The organism is Streptomyces sp. NPDC101110 (assembly GCF_044759525.1).
Lineage (GTDB): Bacteria > Actinomycetota > Actinomycetes > Streptomycetales > Streptomycetaceae > Streptomyces.
The window spans coordinates 1-17317 of record NZ_JBIVZM010000021.1 but is presented as its reverse complement, the minus strand read 5'-3'; the positions used below and the strand labels follow the sequence as shown (position 1 = coordinate 17317).

The following is a 17317-nucleotide window of genomic DNA, read 5'->3' as shown; positions in this document are numbered from 1 at the left end:
CGGGCCGGTGCGGGCCGGGCCCGGCCGGCCGATCAAGAACCCCGGAGTCGGCCCAGCTCGTCCCGCAGATACGCACGCCACTCCTGCGTGAAGGCCCCCGGAGTCGTCCCCAGCACCTCCCGCATCGCCTCCTCCACCGCGCCGGCCCGCTCCCGGTGTTCCCCGACGGCCCGGTAGAACGCGCCGAGCCGGGCCTCGCCCCAGCGGTCGGCGATCAGCCGGCAGGCCGTCCAGCCGCTCTCGTAGGAGCGGGCCAGGCGGCTCGCGTCGCCGGTGAAGCCGAAGTCCTCGTCGGCCGGGAGCGCGGTGGGGACCCGGTCCTCACGTACGGCCCGGGACAGTTCGGGCGCGGCCTCGGCGGGGGTGCGGCCCGCGGCCCGGTAGCCGACCCAGTCTGCGTACCCCTCGGACAGCCACAGGGGTGTGGCGGCGGTGGTGCGGGCGCGGGTGGCGACATGGGTGGTCTCGTGGGTCACGACGACCTGCTCACCCAGACCTCCGAGGAGCGCGAACGCGTCCGGATTGACGATGATCCGGTCCGCCGGCGCCCGGTCCCGTGCGCCCGTCTCACCGGTGGTGACCGCCGCGATCCCGCGATAGGAGGAGGCCGGCGAGCCGAGCAGCCCGGCCATCCCCTCCACCGACTTCGGCACGAGCACGACGACCCGCCGGCTCCAGTCCGTACCCCACGCCTGCGACACCGCCGGCACCGCCCGGTCGGCCAGGTCCGCGAAGTCCCGCAGCGACTGCCCGGACTGCCCGGCGCCGAGTACGAGGCTGTGCCGCCCGCGGACGAGTTGCACCGCCCCCTGGTCCCAGAGCTGCTGCGGGGACTTCTTCGCGGGCCGGTCGGCGGTCACGGACCACCGCCCGTCCGCGTCCCGGTGCAACCGCACGGTGCGCGATGCCGTCACCGGCGCCCGGTCGTACCCGGCTACGCGGTAGCGCAGTTCGGCGTCGGCGGTGGCCGTGTCGCCGGTGCGGTGCAGTGCGGTCACCCGGTACGACCAGGCGGCCACGGGCACCGCGCGAAGCCTGGCGAAATCCGCTCCGCCGCCCGTCCGTTCGAAGGCCGGCCCGTCACGGTCGAGGACCGCGGCGGCCCGCCGGTCGAGGAGGCGCTGGACCTCTTCCGTGGCGCTGTCGGCCGCGGGCCGCTCGCCGCACCCCGTCAGGACGACGAGCAGCACGACGAGTGCCACCAGCGCGGACCCGGTGCCGCGACAGGCAACGGCACCAGACCTTCGACCAGTCACGTTCCCGATCGTACGGGCGCCGGCCCGTACCGGTCAGACCCTGGTGACCGAGGAGATCGGCATCATCCCGACCGGGTCGTAGCGCACGGGCGCGCCGGGGTAGGGCGCGTGGATGACCTGGCCGTTGCCCATGTACATCCCGACGTGGCTGGCGTCGCCCCGGTAGACGACCAGGTCGCCGGGGCGCGCCTCGGACAGCGGGATCTGCCGGCCGGCGTACCGCTGGGCCTGTGAGGTGCGCGGCAGGGAGACCCCGGCCTGTGCGTACGACCACTGCATCAGGCCCGAACAGTCGAAGCCGGAGGGCCCGTTGGCGCCCCAGACGTAGGGCTTGCCGAGCGCGCTGCGGGCGGCGGCGACGGCGGCGGACCCGCGTCCCGAGGCCGCGGTGGCGTCGCCGAGGCCGGGCATGCCCGGGCGGCCGCTGCGGGAGGCACGGTCGTAGGCGGCGCGCTCGGCTTCCGGCAGGGAGTCGAGCAGGCGCCGGGCCGCGGCGAGTTTCCGCTCGACGGTCTTCTTGTGGACGGCGACGGCCTTGCGGCTCTTCTCCAGTTCGCGGAGCTTCCCGGCGGTCTCCTCGCGGTCCTGGGCGAGTTCGCGCATGGCGTCCTGGAGCTTCTTGAGCTCACCGGTCTGGCGGGCGGTGAGGCGGTCGAGCCGGGACGCGTGGTCGAGGTAGTCGTCCGGGTCGTCGGAGAGCAGCAGGGCGAGGGACGGGTCGGTTCCGCCCGAGCGGTACTGGGCACCGGCCAGCGAACCGAGCGACTCCCGCATGGTGTTGACGCGCTGCTGCTGGCGGGCGACGCGGTCCCGGGCGGCGCCGACCACCTTGCGCAGCCCGTCGGCGCGCTCGTCGGCCGCGTTGTACGCCTCGGTCGCCTTCTCGGCCTGCTCGAAGAGCCGGTCCATCGTGGCCCGGGTGTCCTCGTGCGGTGCGGCGCCGGCCGGTACCGCGCTCAGGGCGGCGGCCGCGACGGACAGGATGCTGACGGCGGCACCGGCGCCCCGGTCGAAACCGGACGGTGCAAGGCGGCGATGGGACCCCACGGGAAACCGCTCTCCTTCCGCTGGCGGACTTGGAACGCGGCAGACAGTAGCCCCGCAGCCGGGGGTCGCCAACGACCATCCGTGGGTATGCAGCGGTGCGCCCCGCCGCTGACGCAGGTCAACGACGGGGCGTGGGCTCACTCGGAGCTGTCGTGATTCGCCCGAACGGCGGACACGGTGTCCCGGCCCCGCAGGGCCCGGAGCCGGTCGTCAGACCCGGACGCCGAACATGAACGGGCCGCCGATGGTGCTCATCGACTCGTAGCGGACGACCGTGCCGGTGCGCGGGGCGTGGATGATCTGCCCGTTGCCGGCGTAGAGCCCGACGTGGTGCAGGTCGTTGAAGAAGAAGACCAGGTCCCCGACCTTGAGCTGGCTGGTCGAGTAGATCTTGGTGCCGATCGTGGACTGGGCCTCGGAGGTGCGCGGGATCTGGATGCCGGCGGAGGCGTAGGCGCGGGAGGTGAGGCCGGAGCAGTCGAAGGAGCTCATGCCGGTGGCGCCGTAGACGTAGGGCTTGCCGAGCTGGCTCTGGGCGAAGGCGAAGGCGGCCGCGGCGCGGCCCGAGCCGGGCGGGACGTTCACGTCGAGGGCGTCGCGCTCGCTGGCTCGGCTGGCGCGGCTCTGCTCGGCGGCGAGTTCGGCCTTCTCGGCGGCGGTGAGGCTGTTGAGCAGCTTCTGCGCGGAGGAGAGCTTGCCCTGGACTTCCTTCTTCTTCTTGCCGAGTTCGGTCCGGGTGGAGGCGAGGTCCTTGAGCTTCTCGGAGGCCTCGGCGCGCTCCTGGGCGAGTTCGCGCTGCTTCTCCTGGACCTTCTTCAGCGCCTCGACCTGCTGGCTGCTCAACTGGTCGAGCGTGGAGGCCTTGTCGAGGTAGTCCTCGGGGTTCGCGGAGAGGAACAGCTGCACCGAGGGGTCGATGGAGCCGCTGCGGTACTGCGACGCGGCGGCGAGGCCCAGGCTGTCGCGGAGCTCGTTGAGCTCCTCCTGGCCGCGGGCGACGTTGTCCTGGATGGTGGAGATCTCCTTCTGGAGCTTCTCCTGCTTCTCCTTGGCGCCGTTGTACTTCTCGGTGGCCTGCTCGGCCTCCTCGTAGAGCTTGTCGACCTTGGCCTTGACCTCGTCCTTGCTCGGCTTCTCGCTGGGGGCCGCGTTGGCGGCCTGCGAGCTGAAGGCGACGGCAGCGGCGGCGGCGGTGGTCAGCACGGTCACACGTGCGCGGCTCGGCTGCTTCGGACGACGGTGGGACGCCACGGGTGAAAAGCTCCTTCTGGCCCCTCCGCCGTCTCTCCCGATGAGTGATCACCCGAGCGGAGGTTCGGCCCGACCCTAGTGACCTTCCTGTGATCAGTTCAAATCCTCAGATGAAAAATTGCATCACGGTAGGCCATCTTTTCCCCTGGACTCACAGGCGGTGAGACCCACTTGACTCACCGTGGCCCACAGGTCTCACCAATCCGGGCATCGCGGCCGGAGGTTACACAGCGGGCGTACGCCCCCTAGGCTCGCGAAAGCCGCTTGAGCAGCATGGCCGACGCCACCGGGCGGGCACCGGCCCGGGCCACCCCGTCGGCGACCTCGCGGTCGGTGGACGCCACGATGACCGGGCGCCCCGGCGGTTCGGCGCGCACCAGTTGACGGATGAGCTCGTCGGCGGTGACACCCGGCTTCGAGAACAGCACGCGCACGCCGCGCGGCGGGGCCAGCAGGACCGGCGCGGCGAGCTCGGCGCCGTCGAAGACGCAGGTCACCTCGGCGCCGCTCTGCGCGGCCAGTTGGGAGAGCTGCCCGAGCAGCCTCAGGCGCTGCTTCTCCAGGGGCATCTGCGGATAACCCGTCTTGGTGACGTTGTAACCGTCGACGACGAGATGGGCCTGGGGCAGCGCCAGCAACTGGTCGAGGACCTGCGGGTCGTTCTCGGACAGGGCGCGGGCGGCGATGTCCTTCGGGGTCATCCGGCCCGGCTCGACGGCGTCCACGGTCTCGGCGGGGCGCACCGACACCGGCGGCAGGGCCAGTTCGCGGCGGAGCCCCTGGGTGGCGTCCAGGAGGGTGTCCAGCAGCAGCCGCACCCGCATGTCCTCCACGCTGCGGCCCTCGCGGGCGGCCCGGCGCGCGGCTTCCAGGGCGGCCTCGGTCTCACTCAGCCGGGACCTGAGCCGCCGGGTCTCGCTCTCGGCGGCGGACACCTGGGCCTGCCCCTCGGCCCGGACGGCGTCGATCTCGCCGTGCGCCTTGCGCAGGGCGGCCTCGCCGCGCTTGACGTCGCTGAGAGCGGCGCGCAGCCTGCGGTGCAGCGTCTCGGTTTCCTTCCTGGCCGATTCCAGCTCCGCGCGCAGCCGCTCGGTCTCGGCCCGGGTGTGGTCACGGGCCCGTTCGAGGTCGGCGCGCAGCCGCTCCAGCTCGGCCCGGCTCTCCTCGTCGGCGCGTTCGGCGTCGGCCCGCTGGGCCTCCTCGCCGGCGGCGGCCACCAGCTTCACCCAGCCGGGTGGCCGCAGTACGTAGGCCGCGGCCGCCACATCGAGCGGGTCCGCGGCCGGGGGCGGGGAGCCTGAGTCGAGAGCGCCGGTCAGCTCCGGCTGAGCCTCTCTGAGCTTCTCCCCGATGCGCTGGCGGAACAGCGGATCGGTCTCCAGCGCGGCAGCCATCGCGTTGCCGGCGAACTTGGCCCGGCGGTTCGGCGCGAACCGGGCGTACTGCCTGAGCTGCGCGGGCAGCTCGCCGACCGTCAGCGAGCCGAAGCCGTCGGAGACGATCTGCACCACTCTGCGGCGCACGCCGTCGGGCAGCGGACGGTCGAGCACCTCGGCGGCGCCGTCGCCCGGCCCCCCGCCTGTGGTCTCCACCATCCGTCACACCCCAATGCTGTGCGGGCCCTCCCCCGCTCTCGGCTTCGCTCGAGCGGAGGGACCCCCGTCGTCAGGAGCCGGAGCCCGGCCTGTCCACGAGTTCCACCTGGTCCACCGCGTTACACCAGCGGCAGCGCACCGACTCGATGGTCTCACTGACCACCTCGCGCTCCTCGACCTTCGGCTCTCCGGCCAGGTCGAGGTGGACGTACTCGACGACCTTCGACGAGCGGGTCACGTCGAACCTCGTGAGGTTGCCGCAGAGGGTGCAGCGCCACCGCGTCTCGGCGGTCGGCAGGGGAACCGTCATCGTGACCTGTTCTCTTTCCTTCTAGTGTCCGTGACGCGACCGGCATCCCCGGTGCGTGTGGCTCGTAACCCTACGGCCTGGCGGCTCCTCGCCGCCCGCGCGTCCACGGCGGCGAGGCGCTCTGCACGGTTGCGTCCGGTTACGTCATGCTCTGTGTTCATGATCAGCAAGTGGAGTGCGTCGCTCGTCCGGGCCGGCCGATCGGTGAGGGGGTCGTCGGCGCCGGTGACTCACACCCTGATCGCCCTGTGCTGCCTGGCCTTCCTGGCCGGACCCGCCTCGGGACTGAACCCGGCGTACGGCACGGGCGACGAGCTGCTCGCCGTGCAGCGGGCCTACTTCCGGCGCTGGGGCGTGATTCCCGCAGAACTGTTCGACGGGTCCGCGGGCGCGGCCCTCACCCCCGCGACGGCACTCTTCGTCCACGGAAGCTGGGTGCACCTGCTCGGCAACATGCTCTTCCTCTACGTCTTCGGAGCGATGACCGAGGAGCGGATGGGCCGGGTGCAGTTCACCCTGTTCTACGTCGGCTGTGGCTATCTGGCCCTGCTGGGCTACGCCGTCGCCAACGCGGACTCCGAGCAGTCCCTGGTCGGTGCATCGGGGGCGATCTCGGCGGTCCTCGGTGCGTTCCTGTACCTGTTTCCCCGTGCCCGGGTGACCAGTCTCCTGCCGTTTCTGTTCTTCCTGCCGGTGCGTTTCCCGGCGTGGGTCGTGCTGCCGTTCTGGGCGGCGCTGCAGTGGCTGGCGGCGGGACGGGCCCCGGACGGGCCGGGGGTGGCCTACCTGGCCCATCTGATCGGCTTCGGTCTGGGCTTCGGCTACGCGTCGGTCCGCTACGGCCGCCACACCGGCCCCACTAGAGTGAAGGCCGCCCCTGCTCCGGCTCCCGAGGGAGAGAACCAGCCGTGATCACCGCGATCGTCCTGATCAAGACCAGCGTGGACCGGATCCCCGAGATCGCCGAGTCGATCGCGGCGCTCGACAGCGTCAGCGAGGTCTTCTCCGTCACCGGCACCTACGACCTGATCGCGATGGTCCGGGTGCGCGAGCACGAGGACCTCGCGGAGGTCATCCCCGGCCGGATCAGCAAGATCCCCGGCGTGGAGGGGACTGACACGCACGTGGCGTTCCGCACGTACTCGCAGCACGACCTGGAGGCGGCGTTCTCGATCGGCCTGGACAACTAGTCCCCGCCGCCGGCAGCCGCGTGGTCCCACCCTCGGCGGCGGGGGGAGGCTCAGGCGGAGGTGTCCGGCACGCAGCGGCCGTCCTCGGTGCGGTAGTTCCACTTCGCCCCGTCCGTCACGAGCTCCTTCACCGCCCGCACGAACCGCTCCACGTGCTCGTCGGGAGTGCCCGCGCCGAAGCTGACCCGGATGGCGTTGAGCGACTTCTCCCCGGGTGCGGCCTCGGGTGCCCCGCACTCGCCCTGCGCCTGCGGGTCGCTGCCGAGCAGCGTGCGCAGCAGCGGGTGGGCGCAGAACAGCCCGTCCCGTACGCCGATGCCGTACTCGGCGGACAGGGCGGCGGCGAAGTGCGAGCTGTTCCAGCCCTCGACGACGAAGGACAGCACGCCGACGCGCGGCGCGTCGTCCCCGAAGAGGGACAGGAACCGCACCTCGGGGACGTCGGCGAGACCGTCGCGCACCGTGCGGACCAGATGCTGCTCACGGGCGACGAGGGTGTCGAAGCCCGCCTCGGTCAGCGCCTTGCAGGCCGAGGCGACGGCGTAGGCGCCGATGACGTTGGGCGAGCCGGCCTCGTGGCGCGCGGCGCTGTCGTGCCACTCCACGTCCACTCCCCCGTCCTCGCGCCGGCTGACCCTGCGGCTGGCGCCGCCGCCCGCGAGGTACGGCTCGGCAGCGCGCAGCCAGTCGGCCCGCCCGGCCAGGACACCCGTGCCGAAGGGCGCGTACAGCTTGTGCCCGGAGAAGGCGACCCAGTCGACGTCGAGGTCCGTGACGGAGACCGGGTGGTGCGGGGCCAGCTGGGCGGCGTCGAGCACGATCCGCGCGCCGTGGGCGTGCGCGGCCGCCGCGAGCTCCCGCACGGGCCACAGCTCGCCGGTGACGTTGGAGGCGCCGGTGACGCAGACGAGGGCCGGCCCGTAGGGGTCCCGGTCGGCGAGGGCGCGCTCCAGGGTCTCGACGGCCTGCCGGGGGCTGCTCGGGGCGTCCAGGTAGGTGACCTGCGCGCTCCGCCACGGCAGCAGGGAGGCGTGGTGTTCGGTCTCGTAGACGAAGACCTGGCAGTCGGCGGGGAGCGCGGCGGCGAGGAGGTTGAGGGAGTCGGTGGTCGACCGGGTGAACACGACCTGGTCGTCCGCGCGGCAGCCGAGGAACCCGGCGACGGTCCGGCGGGCGTTCTCGAACAGGTCGGTCGACAGCTGGGACAGGTACCCGGCACCGCGGTGCACGCTGCCGTAGTACGGCGCGTAGGCGGCGACGTCGTCCCAGACCCGCTGGAGCGCCGGGGCGCTGGCGGCGTAGTCGAGCGCGGCGTAGGTGACCTCACCACCGGTCACGAGCGGCACGGTGACGTCTCGCCCCAGAACGGGCAGCGGGGCACAAACGGACTGGTCGGCGGCAAGGGTGGAGACAGACATGACGGAACTCCCGTGAAGGCAGGTGGAATACGCCCGCGAGCGCGCACGGCTCGAGCAGGGGTGAAAGAGAAAAAAGGGATGCGGAGGCGGGGCTCTGCGGCCCTATCGCATTCGCTGGTTCACGGAAGGCTCCTCGTCACGCGCTTGCCGCAGACCTCGCTGCCTGCGGCCCGGTCTTCACCCGGGGCACCCCGCCACGGACGGAGGGTTGCCGGACAGTCGGCCGGGGCCTCATGACTGTCACTCATGACCTGGTCAGGAACGTACGCGAAAAGATCGGCGCCCCGCAACCCGAGTCCGGATCGCGGGACGCCGGTCCTGTCGCCCACAGGGTCCGCTACGCGTTGCTCGCGGCCACCCAGCGCTCCAGCGTGCGCTTGGCCGCCCCCGAGTCGATCGACTCGGCCGCCTTCGCCATCCCGGTGCGGATCTGCTCGGCCAGGGGCGCGGCGCTGAGCTCCAGGGCCACCAGGGCCGCGGCCGAGTTCAGCAGGACCGCCTCACGGACCGGGCCGGTCTCGCCGTCCAGCAGGCGGCGGGCGACCTCGGCGTTGTAGGAGGCGTCGGCGCCGCGCAGCGCCTCCACGGGGACCAGTTCCAGACCCACGTCGCGCGGGTCGAAGGCCTCCTCGGTGACCGTGCCGTCCTTGACGATCCACACCCGGGAGGTGGCCGTGGTGGTCAGTTCGTCGAGGCCGTCGTCGCCCCGGAAGACGAGGGACGAGTTGCCGCGCTCGGCGAAGACGCCCGCGACGATCGGCGCCATGCGGGGGTCCGCCACCCCGACGGCCTGGGCGCGGACCCGGGCCGGGTTGGTGAGCGGACCGAGGGCGTTGAACACCGTGCGGATGCCCAACTGGCCGCGGGCCGCGCCCGCGTGCCGCAGCGCCGGGTGGAACTTCACCGCGAAGCAGAAGGTGATCCCGGCCTCCTCGGCGACCTGTGCGACCCGGTGCAGGGGCAGCTCCAGGTTGACGCCGAGCTTCTCCAGCACGTCGGACGCCCCGGACGCCGAGGACGCGGCCCGGTTGCCGTGCTTGACGACCTTCGCTCCGGTGCCGGCGACGACGATCGAGGACATTGTGGAGATGTTGACCGTCTTCGCGCCGTCGCCGCCGGTGCCGACGATGTCGACCGTCGCCCCGGGCACCTCGATCACGTTGGCGTGCGCGTACATCGTGCGGACCAGGCCGTTGATCTCCTCGACGGTCTCGCCCTTGGCGCGCAGGGCCACGACGAACCCGGCGATCTGCGCCTCGGTCGCCTCGCCGCGCATGATCCGGTCCATCGCCCAGGCGGTGTCGTCCGCGCTCAGGTGCCTGCCGTCCAGCAGGCCGTTCAGCAGCAGGGGCCAGGAGCGGCCCGCCGCGGTGTCGCCTCCAGCGGGGGTCACAGCGCTCATAAGCCGCTCCAGGGTCAGGCGTCCCGCACTACGGGACGAGAGTCTCAACGGGGTCCACCCTATCCAGCCCGGGGCAGGGCGAAGGGCCCCGTCCGATCGTCGGACGGGGCCCTTCTGTGGCGTGGCGAAGCAGTGATCAGTGGTGGCCGTGGCCGCTCGTGATCTCCCGGTACTCCTCGGCGGTGGGCTTCGGGATCTGGGAACCCTCGCCGTAGTAGGCGTCGCTGAGCTTGGCGCGCAGCTTCTCGGAACCCTTCACCTTGCGCTCGACACCGTTCTCGTCGACCGTCGGGCCGATCTCGGCCGGCTTGTACTGCTCGTGCGCCGTGAGCGTGTACATCTGCTCCTGGCTGAGCGGCTCGTGCACCTCGATGAACTCACCGTGCGGCAGGCGCTTGATGATGCCCGACTCGCGGCCGTGCAGCACCTTCTCCTTGTCCCGGCGCTGCAGGCCGAGGCAGATGCGCTTGGTGACGACGAAGGCGAGGACCGGGCCGAGGAAGAACCCGATCCGGACGAACCAGGTCACCGAGTTGATCGACAGGTGGAAGTGCGTGGCGACGATGTCGTTGCCACCGCCGATCAGCATGATGATGTAGCCGGTGACCCAGGCGACACCCACACCGGTGCGGGTCGGGGCGTTGCGCGGCCGGTCCAGGATGTGGTGCTCACGCTTGTCCCCGGTGACCCAGGACTCGATGAACGGGTACAGGGCGATGATCGCGAGGAAGACACCGAAGAGCACCAGCGGGATGAACACGCCCAGGACGAGCGTGTGCCCCCAGAAGTTGATCTCCCAGCCCGGCATCGCCCGGATCAGACCCTCGGCGAAGCCCATGTACCAGTCGGGCTGGGCACCGGTCGACACCTGGTCGGGCCGGTACGGGCCGAGGACCCAGATCGGGTTGATCGTCGCGATGCCGGCGAGGGCCGCGATGGCACCGAAGACCAGGAAGAAGAAGCCTCCGGCCTTGGCCATGTAGACCGGCAGCAGCGGCATGCCGACGACGTTCTTGTTGGTCCGGCCGGGACCCGCGAACTGGGTGTGCTTGTGGTAGAAGACCAGGATCAGGTGGCCGACCACGAGCCCGAGCATGATGCCCGGCAGCAGCAGGATGTGGATCGAGTAGAACCGGGCGACGAAGTCGGTACCCGGGAACTCCCCGCCGAACAGGAACATCGAGATGTACGTGCCCACGATCGGCACGGACAGGATCGCGCCCTGCGTGAAGCGGACACCGGTGCCGGAGAGCAGGTCGTCCGGGAGCGAGTAGCCGGTGAAGCCGGTGAACATGCCCAGGACGAACAGCAGGAAGCCGAACATCCAGTTGATCTCGCGCGGCTTGCGGAACGCGCCGGTGAAGAAGACGCGCATCATGTGCACGAACATGCCGGCGAGGAAGATGATCGCCGCCCAGTGGTGGATCTGCCGGATGAGCAGACCGCCGCGGACGTCGAAGCTGATGTCCAGGGTGGAGGCGAACGCCTCCGACATCAGCTGCCCCTGGAGCGGGACGTAACTGCCGTGGTACTCCACCTCGTTCATCGACGGGTGGAAGAACAGCGTCAGGTACACACCCGTGAGGATGATGATGATGAAGCTGTAGAGGCAGATCTCACCGAGCATGAAGGACCAGTGGTCCGGGAAGATCTTGCGCATGTTGGCCTTGGCCAGGGAGTAGATCCCGAGGCGGCCGTCGGCCCAGTCGGCGACCCGCTCACCCGCGGGCGCCTTGCGGCGTGTCTGTGCAGTGCTCATCCGCGCTCCCAGAAAGCAGGGCCGACGGGCTCTTCGAAGTCGCCGAGCGCCTCGAGGTAGCCCTCGTCGTTCACGCCGATGCGGAGCTGCGGCAGGGCGTGACCGGCGGGACCGAAGATCACTCGGGCACCGTCGGAGAGGTCGAAGGTGGACTGGTGGCAGGGGCAGAGCACGTGGTGCGTCTGCTGCTCGTACAGGGAGATCGGGCAACCGACGTGGGTGCAGATCTTCGAGTACGCGACGATGCCCTGGTGCGACCACTCGAGCTCGCGCTTGTCCTTGATGTCCTCCGGCTGGATCCGGACGATCATCAGGGCGGCCTTGGCGATCTCGTTCTGGAAGTCGTGGTCGTGCTCCTCCAGGCCCTCGGGCTTGGCGAAGGTCAGCGAACCGACCGCGACATCGGACGGACGCAGCGGCTCGTTGGTGTTCATGTTGACGAGCAGCTTGCCCTTGGACCACAGCGTGTGGCGGAGCTTGGTGCCGGGCAGCGGGCCGAGGTCACGCAGCAGCACGACGCCGGAGAGCGGCACCAGCGTGAGCGCGCCGAGCATCGTGTTGCGGATCAGCTTGCGGCGGCCGAGCGCGGATTCCTTGGCGCCCTGCTTGAAGTCGGCGAAGACCTTCTCGCGGACCTCGGGCGACGCCTCGATCGGGTGCCGCTCGTCGGCGACCTCCACGTCGGACATCAGGGTGCGCGCCCAGTGGACGGCGCCCGCGCCGATGCAGAACAGCGCGATGCCGAGCGACAGGCCCAGCGCGAAGTTCAGCGCGCTGATGTGCCCCAGCGGGAAGATGAAGACCGCCTTGTCGACCGGGATCGCCACGAAGGAGGCGATGAAGGCGACGGTGGCCAGCATCGACACCGTGAACAGCAGGGCGACCGAACGCTCGGACCGCTTGGCGGCCCGCTCGTCGATGTCCTGGATCCGGTGCTCGTGAGGCGGCAGGCCCGGGTCGGCGAACGGGTTCTTGTCGTCCGCGACGCTCACCGCGCCGTGCTCGTCATGTCCTGCGGACTGCGCGGCAGGCAGGTTCTCTTCTGGAATGTCTTGGCTACTCATGACTTCTTGGCCTTTGCGGTCCGGGCGGCGACCCACACGGCGACGGCGATCAGACCGCCGAGACCGAAGATCCAGCCGAACAGGCCCTCGCTGACCGGCCCGAGGCCACCCAGTTCGAGGCCGCCGGGGCTCTCGGTCTTTTCGCTGTTGACCGCGTCGAGGTACGCGATGATGTCCTTCTTGTTCTTCTCCGACAGCGTGGTGTCGGGGAAGGACGGCATGTTCTGCGGGCCGGTCTGCATGGCCTCGTAGATGTGCTTCGGGGAGACGCCCTCGAGGGTCGGCGCGTACTTGCCGTGCGTCAGCGCGCCGCCCTTGCCGGTGAAGTTGTGGCACTGCGCGCAGTTGGTGCGGAACAGCTCACCGCCCTTGGCGATGTCGGCACCCTCGGGGCCGTACTGCTCCTCCGTCGGGACGGACGGACCGGCACCCAGCGAGGCGATGAACGCCGCCAGCTGGTCGATCTCGGCCTGCGAGTAGATGTTCTTCTTCGCCGGGACCTGGGGGCCCTGGGAGGTGGCGGCCGGCATGCGGCCGGTGCCCACCTGGAAGTCGACGGCCGCCGCGCCCACACCCACCAGGCTGGGCCCGTCGGAGGTGCCCTGACCGCCGGTGCCGTGGCAACTGGCGCAGCCGACCGAGTAGAGCTTCTTGCCCTCCTCGATGGTGAGGGACTGGGCGGTTTCGTCGGCCTGCGCCTTGTCCGCGGGTGCGAACACGGCGTACAGCCCCCCGGTGCATGCCAGCGCGAGGAGTAGGACGACGAGCGCCGCCAACGGGTGGCGTCGTCGTGCGGAGAGCTTTTTCACGGATTACCCCGGTGTCAGGATCTTCTGCGTCGATGCTTCTGGGATGCGCGCTTCGTCGAGCACGCGCGGATGCGGGCCCTGCTACTTGATCATGTAGATCGTGGCGAAGAGGCCGATCCAGACGACATCGACGAAGTGCCAGTAGTAGGACACGACGATCGCGGCCGTCGCCTGCTCGTGGGTGAACCTACTGGCCGCGTAGGTCCGGCCCAGGACCAGCAGGAAGGCGATGAGACCGCCCGTCACGTGCAGGCCGTGGAAGCCGGTGGTCAGGTAGAACACCGAGCCGTACGGGTCGGAGGACAGGGACAGGCCCGCGTCCTTGACCAGCTCCGTGTACTCGAAGACCTGACCGCCGATGAAGATCGCACCCATCACGAACGTGACGATGAACCACATCCGGAGCTTCTTCACGTCACCGCGCTCGGCGGCGAAGACGCCGAGCTGGCAGGTGAGCGAGGAGAGCACCAGGATCGTGGTGTTCGTCGCCGAGAACGGGAAGTTGAGATGGGCAGCCATCTCCTTCCAGTGATCGGGACCCGTCACCGATCGCAGGGTGAAGTACATCGCGAAGAGGGCCGCGAAGAACATCAGCTCGGAACTCAGCCAGATGATGGTTCCGACGCTGGTGAGGTTCGGCCGGTTGACCGACGGGTGCGCGTGCCCGGTTTCTACTGTCGTTGCTGTCGCCACGACCGACATTATGTCGGTCGCTTATCCCGCCCTCACTCCGGGGGGTGCCGTTCGGAGTGTCTTCACCGGTCGTACCGGTGTTGACGTGGTGTTCAAGGGAGTAGCATCCGGCCCAACGGGCCTGTCCTTACGACGTTGACGTCACGGAGGAACAATGCAGCCGACCGCCACGGTGCTGGTCTACAGCGACGACTCCAACACCCGAGAGCAGGTGCGGCTCGCCACGGGCCGGAGGCCGGCTCCGGACGTCCCCGTGGTGGAGTTCGTGGAGTGCGCGACTCCTGCCGCCGTGCTCACGGAGCTGGACCGGGGCGGGATCGACGTCTGTGTGCTGGACGGCGAGGCCGTGCCGATGGGGGGCATGGGCGTCTGCCGGCAGATCAAGGACGAGGTGTTCAACTGTCCGCCGGTGCTGCTGCTGATCGGACGGCCCCAGGACGCGTGGCTGGCGACCTGGAGCCGGGCGGAGGCGGCGGTGACGCTGCCGGTGGAGCCGGTGGAGTTCGCTGCCGCGTTGGCTTCTCTGTTGCGGGACAAGGCGGCTTTGAACGCCTAGGAACTCGGGGGCGCCTGTTGTCTCGCGGGTGCGGGTGGTCTGTGGCTTGTCGCGCAGTTCCCCGCGCCCCTGAGGAGTGTGCCCCTGAGGGCGTCTAGACGCTCTGGGGCCTCAGGCGGGCCCTCTCGGCCTCCGCCGGGCCGTCCGGGGTGCCGCCCAGGAGGGCGCTGCCGGTGCGCCACTTCGCCCAGTCGAGGTTCCAGTCGCCGTAGCCGTTGCCGAACGGGGCCATCATGTCTCCGCCGGAGTTGACGACCTTGACGATGTCGCCCTCGCGGACGGTGTCGTAGAACCAGGCGGCGTTCTCGGTGCTCATGCCGGTGCAGCCGTGGCTGACGTTGGCGTAACCCTGGGAGCCGACCGACCAGGGGGCGGCATGGACGTACTCGCCGCTGTTGGTGACCCGGACCGAGTGGTGCACGACCAGGTCGTAGAAGTCCGAGGCGCCGATGCTGGCGCTGGTCATGCGGACGGTGCCTTCCTTGGCCAGGACGACCTTGACGCCGTTGCGGGTGTCGTAGCCGGGCATGCCGGTGGTGACCGGTATCTGCCGGACGACCTCGTCGTTCTTGTAGACGGTCATCTGGTGGGCGGCGGCGTCCGTGACGGCTATGAGCTTGTCCGCGGTGGTGAAGGTCAGCGGCTTGGCCTTGCCGCCCCACATCCGGTCGCCGATCTTGATGCCCTGCAGATTGCTGCGGACCTGGACGGTGGCCTGGGCGGGCCAGTAGTCCTTCGGGCGGTAGTGCAGCTTCTTGTCGTCCACCCAGTGCCAGGCGCCGTCCGTGGCGGGCGTGGAGGAGACCTTGAGGGCACGTTCCACGACGGCCCGCTGAGCCTTGTCCTTGACGGGCTGGCTCAGCTCGGCGGTGACGGGCTGGCCGACGCCGTAGGTGCCCGTCTTGGGGCCGAAGGTCACGTCCAGGCGCTTCTGGGTGGTGGGCTTGCCGGTGTCGAAGGTGAGGACCTTGCGACCGGGTGCCCCGTCCTCGTCCTCGGTGCTCACGCGGACCGTGTAGCTGGCGTTGGCGGCCAGCGGGGACGTGCTGTGCCACCGGCTGCCGTCGGCGGCGAGTTCGCCCGCCACGTAGCGTCCTGAGGCGTCGTGGGCCGTGACGTCGGTGATGCGCCCGTCGGAGTCCTCGACGACCTCCAGGGGCTTGTCCGGGTCGGCCTTCTTGTGGCCCCCGTCGGGGGCGTTGAAGGAGATCTGGTCCGCCGCGTCGTAGGGGCGGGCGGCCAGCGGGTTGCCGTCGGAGCCGCAGGCGGTGACGCCCGCGCTGAGGGCTATCAACAGCAGCGTGCAGCTGACGACGGTGCGGGGGCGGGAGATCACTGTGTGGCTCATGACCTCACGCTAGGAACCGGCGTCAACAGCGGCACGCCGAACGACTCGTACGAGTGACACGCATTACGGCATAAGGAAGGGGCCCGGACACTCCTCTCGGAGTGTCCGGGCCCCTTCGGCGCTCGGCGCGTGTTACTGGGTGCGGTTCTCACCGCGGTAGTACTCGAACACCCAGCCCCAGATGCCGATCAGGATGATCGGCAGCGAGAAGTACATCAGCCACCAGCCGATGGCGACCGACAGGAAGGCGAGGGCACCGCCGATGCCCAGCGAGAGCGGCTGCCAGCTGTGCGGGCTGAAGAACCCGACCTCGCCGGCGTCGTCCGCGACGTCCGCCTCCTTGTCGTCCTGCGCACCGACGTCGACCCGCTTGGCCGTGAAGCCGAGGTAGAAGCCGATCATGATGCACAGGCCGAAGGCCAGGAAGAGGGCCGTGGTACCGGCCGGCTCCTTCGACCACACGCCATAGACCACAGCCATGGCGAGGACGAAGACGCTCAGCCACATGAACATCTTGCCCTGGATCTTCACTTGCCGGCCTCCTTGCCACCAGCGATGGCCTTCTCGCCGTGACCGACGTTCTCGAGCTGGTCGAGAGCGGCGATCTCCGGGTGGTGCAGGTCGAACGCCGGGGATTCACTGCGGATCCGCGGCATGGTGATGAAGTTGTGCCGCGGCGGCGGGCAGGAGGTCGCCCACTCCAGGGAGCGGCCGTAGCCCCACGGGTCGTCGACGCCGACCGGCTTGCCGTACTTGGCCGTCTTCCACACGTTGTAGAAGAACGGCAGGATCGACATGCCGAGCAGGAACGAGCTGATCGTCGAGATCGTGTTCAGCGCGGTGAAGCCGTCGGCCGCCAGGTAGTCGGCGTACCGGCGCGGCATGCCCTCGGCGCCCAGCCAGTGCTGGACCAGGAACGTGCCGTGGAAGCCGATGAACAGCGTCCAGAAGGTGATCTTGCCGAGACGCTCGTCCAGCATCTTGCCGGTCCACTTCGGCCACCAGAAGTGGAAGCCGGAGAACATCGCGAACACCACGGTGCCGAAGACGACGTAGTGGAAGTGCGCCACCACGAAGTACGAGTCGGAGACGTGGAAGTCCATCGGCGGCGAGGCCAGGATGACACCGGTCAGACCACCGAAGGTGAAGGTGATCAGGAAGCCGGTCGCCCAGAGCATCGGTGTCTCGAAGGACAGCGAGCCCTTCCACATCGTGCCGATCCAGTTGAAGAACTTCACACCGGTCGGGACGGCGATGAGGAACGTCATGAAGGAGAAGAACGGCAGCAGCACACCACCGGTGACGTACATGTGGTGGGCCCACACCGTCACGGACAGACCCGCGATCGCGATGGTCGCGCCGATCAGACCCGTGTAACCGAACATCGGCTTGCGGGAGAAGACCGGGATGACCTCACTGATGATGCCGAAGAACGGCAACGCGATGATGTACACCTCTGGATGGCCGAAGAACCAGAAGAGGTGTTGCCACAGCAACGCGCCGCCGTTGGCGGAGTCGAAGACGTGGGCGCCGAACTTGCGGTCCGCCTCCAGGGCGAACAGGGCCGCGGCCAGGACCGGGAAGGCCAGCAGGACCAGCACACCGGTCAGCAGCACGTT

At 69.9% G+C, this 17317-nt stretch carries 17 protein-coding genes and 1 riboswitch; of the genes, 3 read left to right on the top strand and 14 right to left on the bottom strand.

What is annotated here, in order from left to right:
- Positions 1-32: 32 nt before the first annotated feature.
- The 5 genes from ACIQU3_RS34770 to ACIQU3_RS34750 form a co-directional block, all read right to left on the bottom strand.
- On the bottom strand, positions 33-1256 hold the full coding sequence (locus ACIQU3_RS34770) for a hypothetical protein (protein ID WP_403729287.1): 1224 nt from the start codon (positions 1254-1256) through the stop codon (positions 33-35).
- Positions 1257-1289: 33 nt separating this feature from the next.
- On the bottom strand, positions 1290-2303 hold the full coding sequence (locus tag ACIQU3_RS34765) for an NlpC/P60 family protein (protein WP_403729284.1): 1014 nt from the start codon (positions 2301-2303) through the stop codon (positions 1290-1292).
- A gap of 210 nt (positions 2304-2513) precedes the next feature.
- Positions 2514-3554, bottom strand: coding sequence for an NlpC/P60 family protein (locus ACIQU3_RS34760; protein WP_403729280.1), 1041 nt, complete (start codon positions 3552-3554; stop codon positions 2514-2516).
- A gap of 245 nt (positions 3555-3799) precedes the next feature.
- Complete coding sequence (locus tag ACIQU3_RS34755; RefSeq protein ID WP_403729273.1) at positions 3800-5149, bottom strand: NYN domain-containing protein; 1350 nt, start codon at positions 5147-5149, stop codon at positions 3800-3802.
- 70 nt (positions 5150-5219) lie between these two features.
- Positions 5220-5459, bottom strand: a complete 240-nt coding sequence (locus ACIQU3_RS34750; protein ID WP_366709706.1) for a hypothetical protein — start codon at positions 5457-5459, stop codon at positions 5220-5222.
- 159 nt (positions 5460-5618) lie between these two features.
- Here ACIQU3_RS34750 and ACIQU3_RS34745 point away from each other — a divergent pair, with 159 nt between their 5' ends.
- Positions 5619-6371 carry a rhomboid family intramembrane serine protease gene (locus ACIQU3_RS34745; protein WP_403929605.1) on the top strand — a complete coding sequence of 251 codons (753 nt, stop codon included), beginning with the start codon at positions 5619-5621 and terminating at the stop codon, positions 6369-6371.
- The gene (locus ACIQU3_RS34740; protein WP_107458443.1) at positions 6368-6649 is read left to right on the top strand and encodes an Lrp/AsnC family transcriptional regulator; all 282 of its coding nucleotides are present in this window, start codon (positions 6368-6370) and stop codon (positions 6647-6649) included. The genes ACIQU3_RS34745 and ACIQU3_RS34740 overlap by 4 nt, the downstream gene beginning before the upstream one ends.
- A 50-nt stretch (positions 6650-6699) precedes the next feature.
- Here the strand turns inward: ACIQU3_RS34740 and ACIQU3_RS34735 are convergent, their stop codons facing one another.
- From ACIQU3_RS34735 to ACIQU3_RS34710, 6 genes are all read right to left on the bottom strand, one after another.
- Positions 6700-8067: an aminotransferase class V-fold PLP-dependent enzyme gene (locus tag ACIQU3_RS34735; RefSeq protein WP_403729265.1), complete on the bottom strand. Its 1368-nt coding sequence runs from the start codon at positions 8065-8067 to the stop codon at positions 6700-6702.
- Positions 8068-8202: 135 nt separating this feature from the next.
- A riboswitch (SAM riboswitch) is annotated at positions 8203-8319 on the bottom strand.
- An 85-nt stretch (positions 8320-8404) separates the two neighbouring features.
- Positions 8405-9469: an anthranilate phosphoribosyltransferase gene (gene trpD / locus ACIQU3_RS34730; RefSeq protein WP_403729262.1), complete on the bottom strand. Its 1065-nt coding sequence runs from the start codon at positions 9467-9469 to the stop codon at positions 8405-8407.
- A gap of 136 nt (positions 9470-9605) precedes the next feature.
- Positions 9606-11228, bottom strand: coding sequence for a cytochrome bc complex cytochrome b subunit (locus ACIQU3_RS34725; protein ID WP_403729259.1), 1623 nt, complete (start codon positions 11226-11228; stop codon positions 9606-9608).
- Positions 11225-12292 (bottom strand): Rieske 2Fe-2S domain-containing protein, encoded by a 1068-nt coding sequence (locus ACIQU3_RS34720; protein ID WP_403729256.1) that lies wholly within the window; start codon positions 12290-12292, stop codon positions 11225-11227. The genes ACIQU3_RS34725 and ACIQU3_RS34720 overlap by 4 nt, the downstream gene beginning before the upstream one ends.
- Positions 12289-13101 carry a c-type cytochrome gene (locus ACIQU3_RS34715; protein ID WP_234750423.1) on the bottom strand — a complete coding sequence of 271 codons (813 nt, stop codon included), beginning with the start codon at positions 13099-13101 and terminating at the stop codon, positions 12289-12291. The genes ACIQU3_RS34720 and ACIQU3_RS34715 overlap by 4 nt, the downstream gene beginning before the upstream one ends.
- A gap of 81 nt (positions 13102-13182) precedes the next feature.
- On the bottom strand, positions 13183-13803 hold the full coding sequence (locus ACIQU3_RS34710) for a heme-copper oxidase subunit III (RefSeq protein WP_003989683.1): 621 nt from the start codon (positions 13801-13803) through the stop codon (positions 13183-13185).
- A 145-nt stretch (positions 13804-13948) separates the two neighbouring features.
- On the opposite strand from ACIQU3_RS34710, the gene ACIQU3_RS34705 reads away from it, so the two are divergent.
- A complete protein-coding gene (locus ACIQU3_RS34705; RefSeq protein WP_403729251.1) occupies positions 13949-14350 on the top strand; it encodes a hypothetical protein in 402 nt (133 codons plus the stop codon).
- 94 nt (positions 14351-14444) lie between these two features.
- Here ACIQU3_RS34705 and ACIQU3_RS34700 read toward each other — a convergent pair whose 3' ends face one another.
- The 3 genes from ACIQU3_RS34700 to ACIQU3_RS34690 form a co-directional block, all read right to left on the bottom strand.
- Entirely contained in the window at positions 14445-15698 is a 1254-nt protein-coding gene (locus ACIQU3_RS34700; protein ID WP_403729248.1) for an Ig-like domain-containing protein, read from the bottom strand.
- A 132-nt stretch (positions 15699-15830) separates the two neighbouring features.
- Entirely contained in the window at positions 15831-16229 is a 399-nt protein-coding gene (locus tag ACIQU3_RS34695; protein WP_385662326.1) for a cytochrome c oxidase subunit 4, read from the bottom strand.
- Positions 16226-17317: cbb3-type cytochrome c oxidase subunit I (locus ACIQU3_RS34690; RefSeq protein WP_403929602.1), on the bottom strand; the 1092-nt coding region annotated here is incomplete at its 5' end. The genes ACIQU3_RS34695 and ACIQU3_RS34690, both read right to left, overlap by 4 nt.

Excerpts from the sequence above, each read along its gene's own strand:
- ACIQU3_RS34755 (WP_403729273.1), bottom strand. The coding sequence starts at position 5,149 with ATGGTGGAGACCACAGGCGGGGGGCCGGGCGACGGCGCCGCCGAGGTG.
- ACIQU3_RS34750 (WP_366709706.1), bottom strand. The coding sequence starts at position 5,459 with ATGACGGTTCCCCTGCCGACCGCCGAGACGCGGTGGCGCTGCACCCTC.
- ACIQU3_RS34745 (WP_403929605.1), top strand. The coding sequence starts at position 5,619 with ATGATCAGCAAGTGGAGTGCGTCGCTCGTCCGGGCCGGCCGATCGGTG.
- ACIQU3_RS34735 (WP_403729265.1), bottom strand. The coding sequence starts at position 8,067 with ATGTCTGTCTCCACCCTTGCCGCCGACCAGTCCGTTTGTGCCCCGCTG.
- trpD (WP_403729262.1), bottom strand. The coding sequence starts at position 9,469 with ATGAGCGCTGTGACCCCCGCTGGAGGCGACACCGCGGCGGGCCGCTCC.
- ACIQU3_RS34725 (WP_403729259.1), bottom strand. The coding sequence starts at position 11,228 with ATGAGCACTGCACAGACACGCCGCAAGGCGCCCGCGGGTGAGCGGGTC.
- ACIQU3_RS34720 (WP_403729256.1), bottom strand. The coding sequence starts at position 12,292 with ATGAGTAGCCAAGACATTCCAGAAGAGAACCTGCCTGCCGCGCAGTCC.
- ACIQU3_RS34710 (WP_003989683.1), bottom strand. The coding sequence starts at position 13,803 with ATGTCGGTCGTGGCGACAGCAACGACAGTAGAAACCGGGCACGCGCAC.
- ACIQU3_RS34705 (WP_403729251.1), top strand. The coding sequence starts at position 13,949 with ATGCAGCCGACCGCCACGGTGCTGGTCTACAGCGACGACTCCAACACC.
- ACIQU3_RS34700 (WP_403729248.1), bottom strand. The coding sequence starts at position 15,698 with ATGAGCCACACAGTGATCTCCCGCCCCCGCACCGTCGTCAGCTGCACG.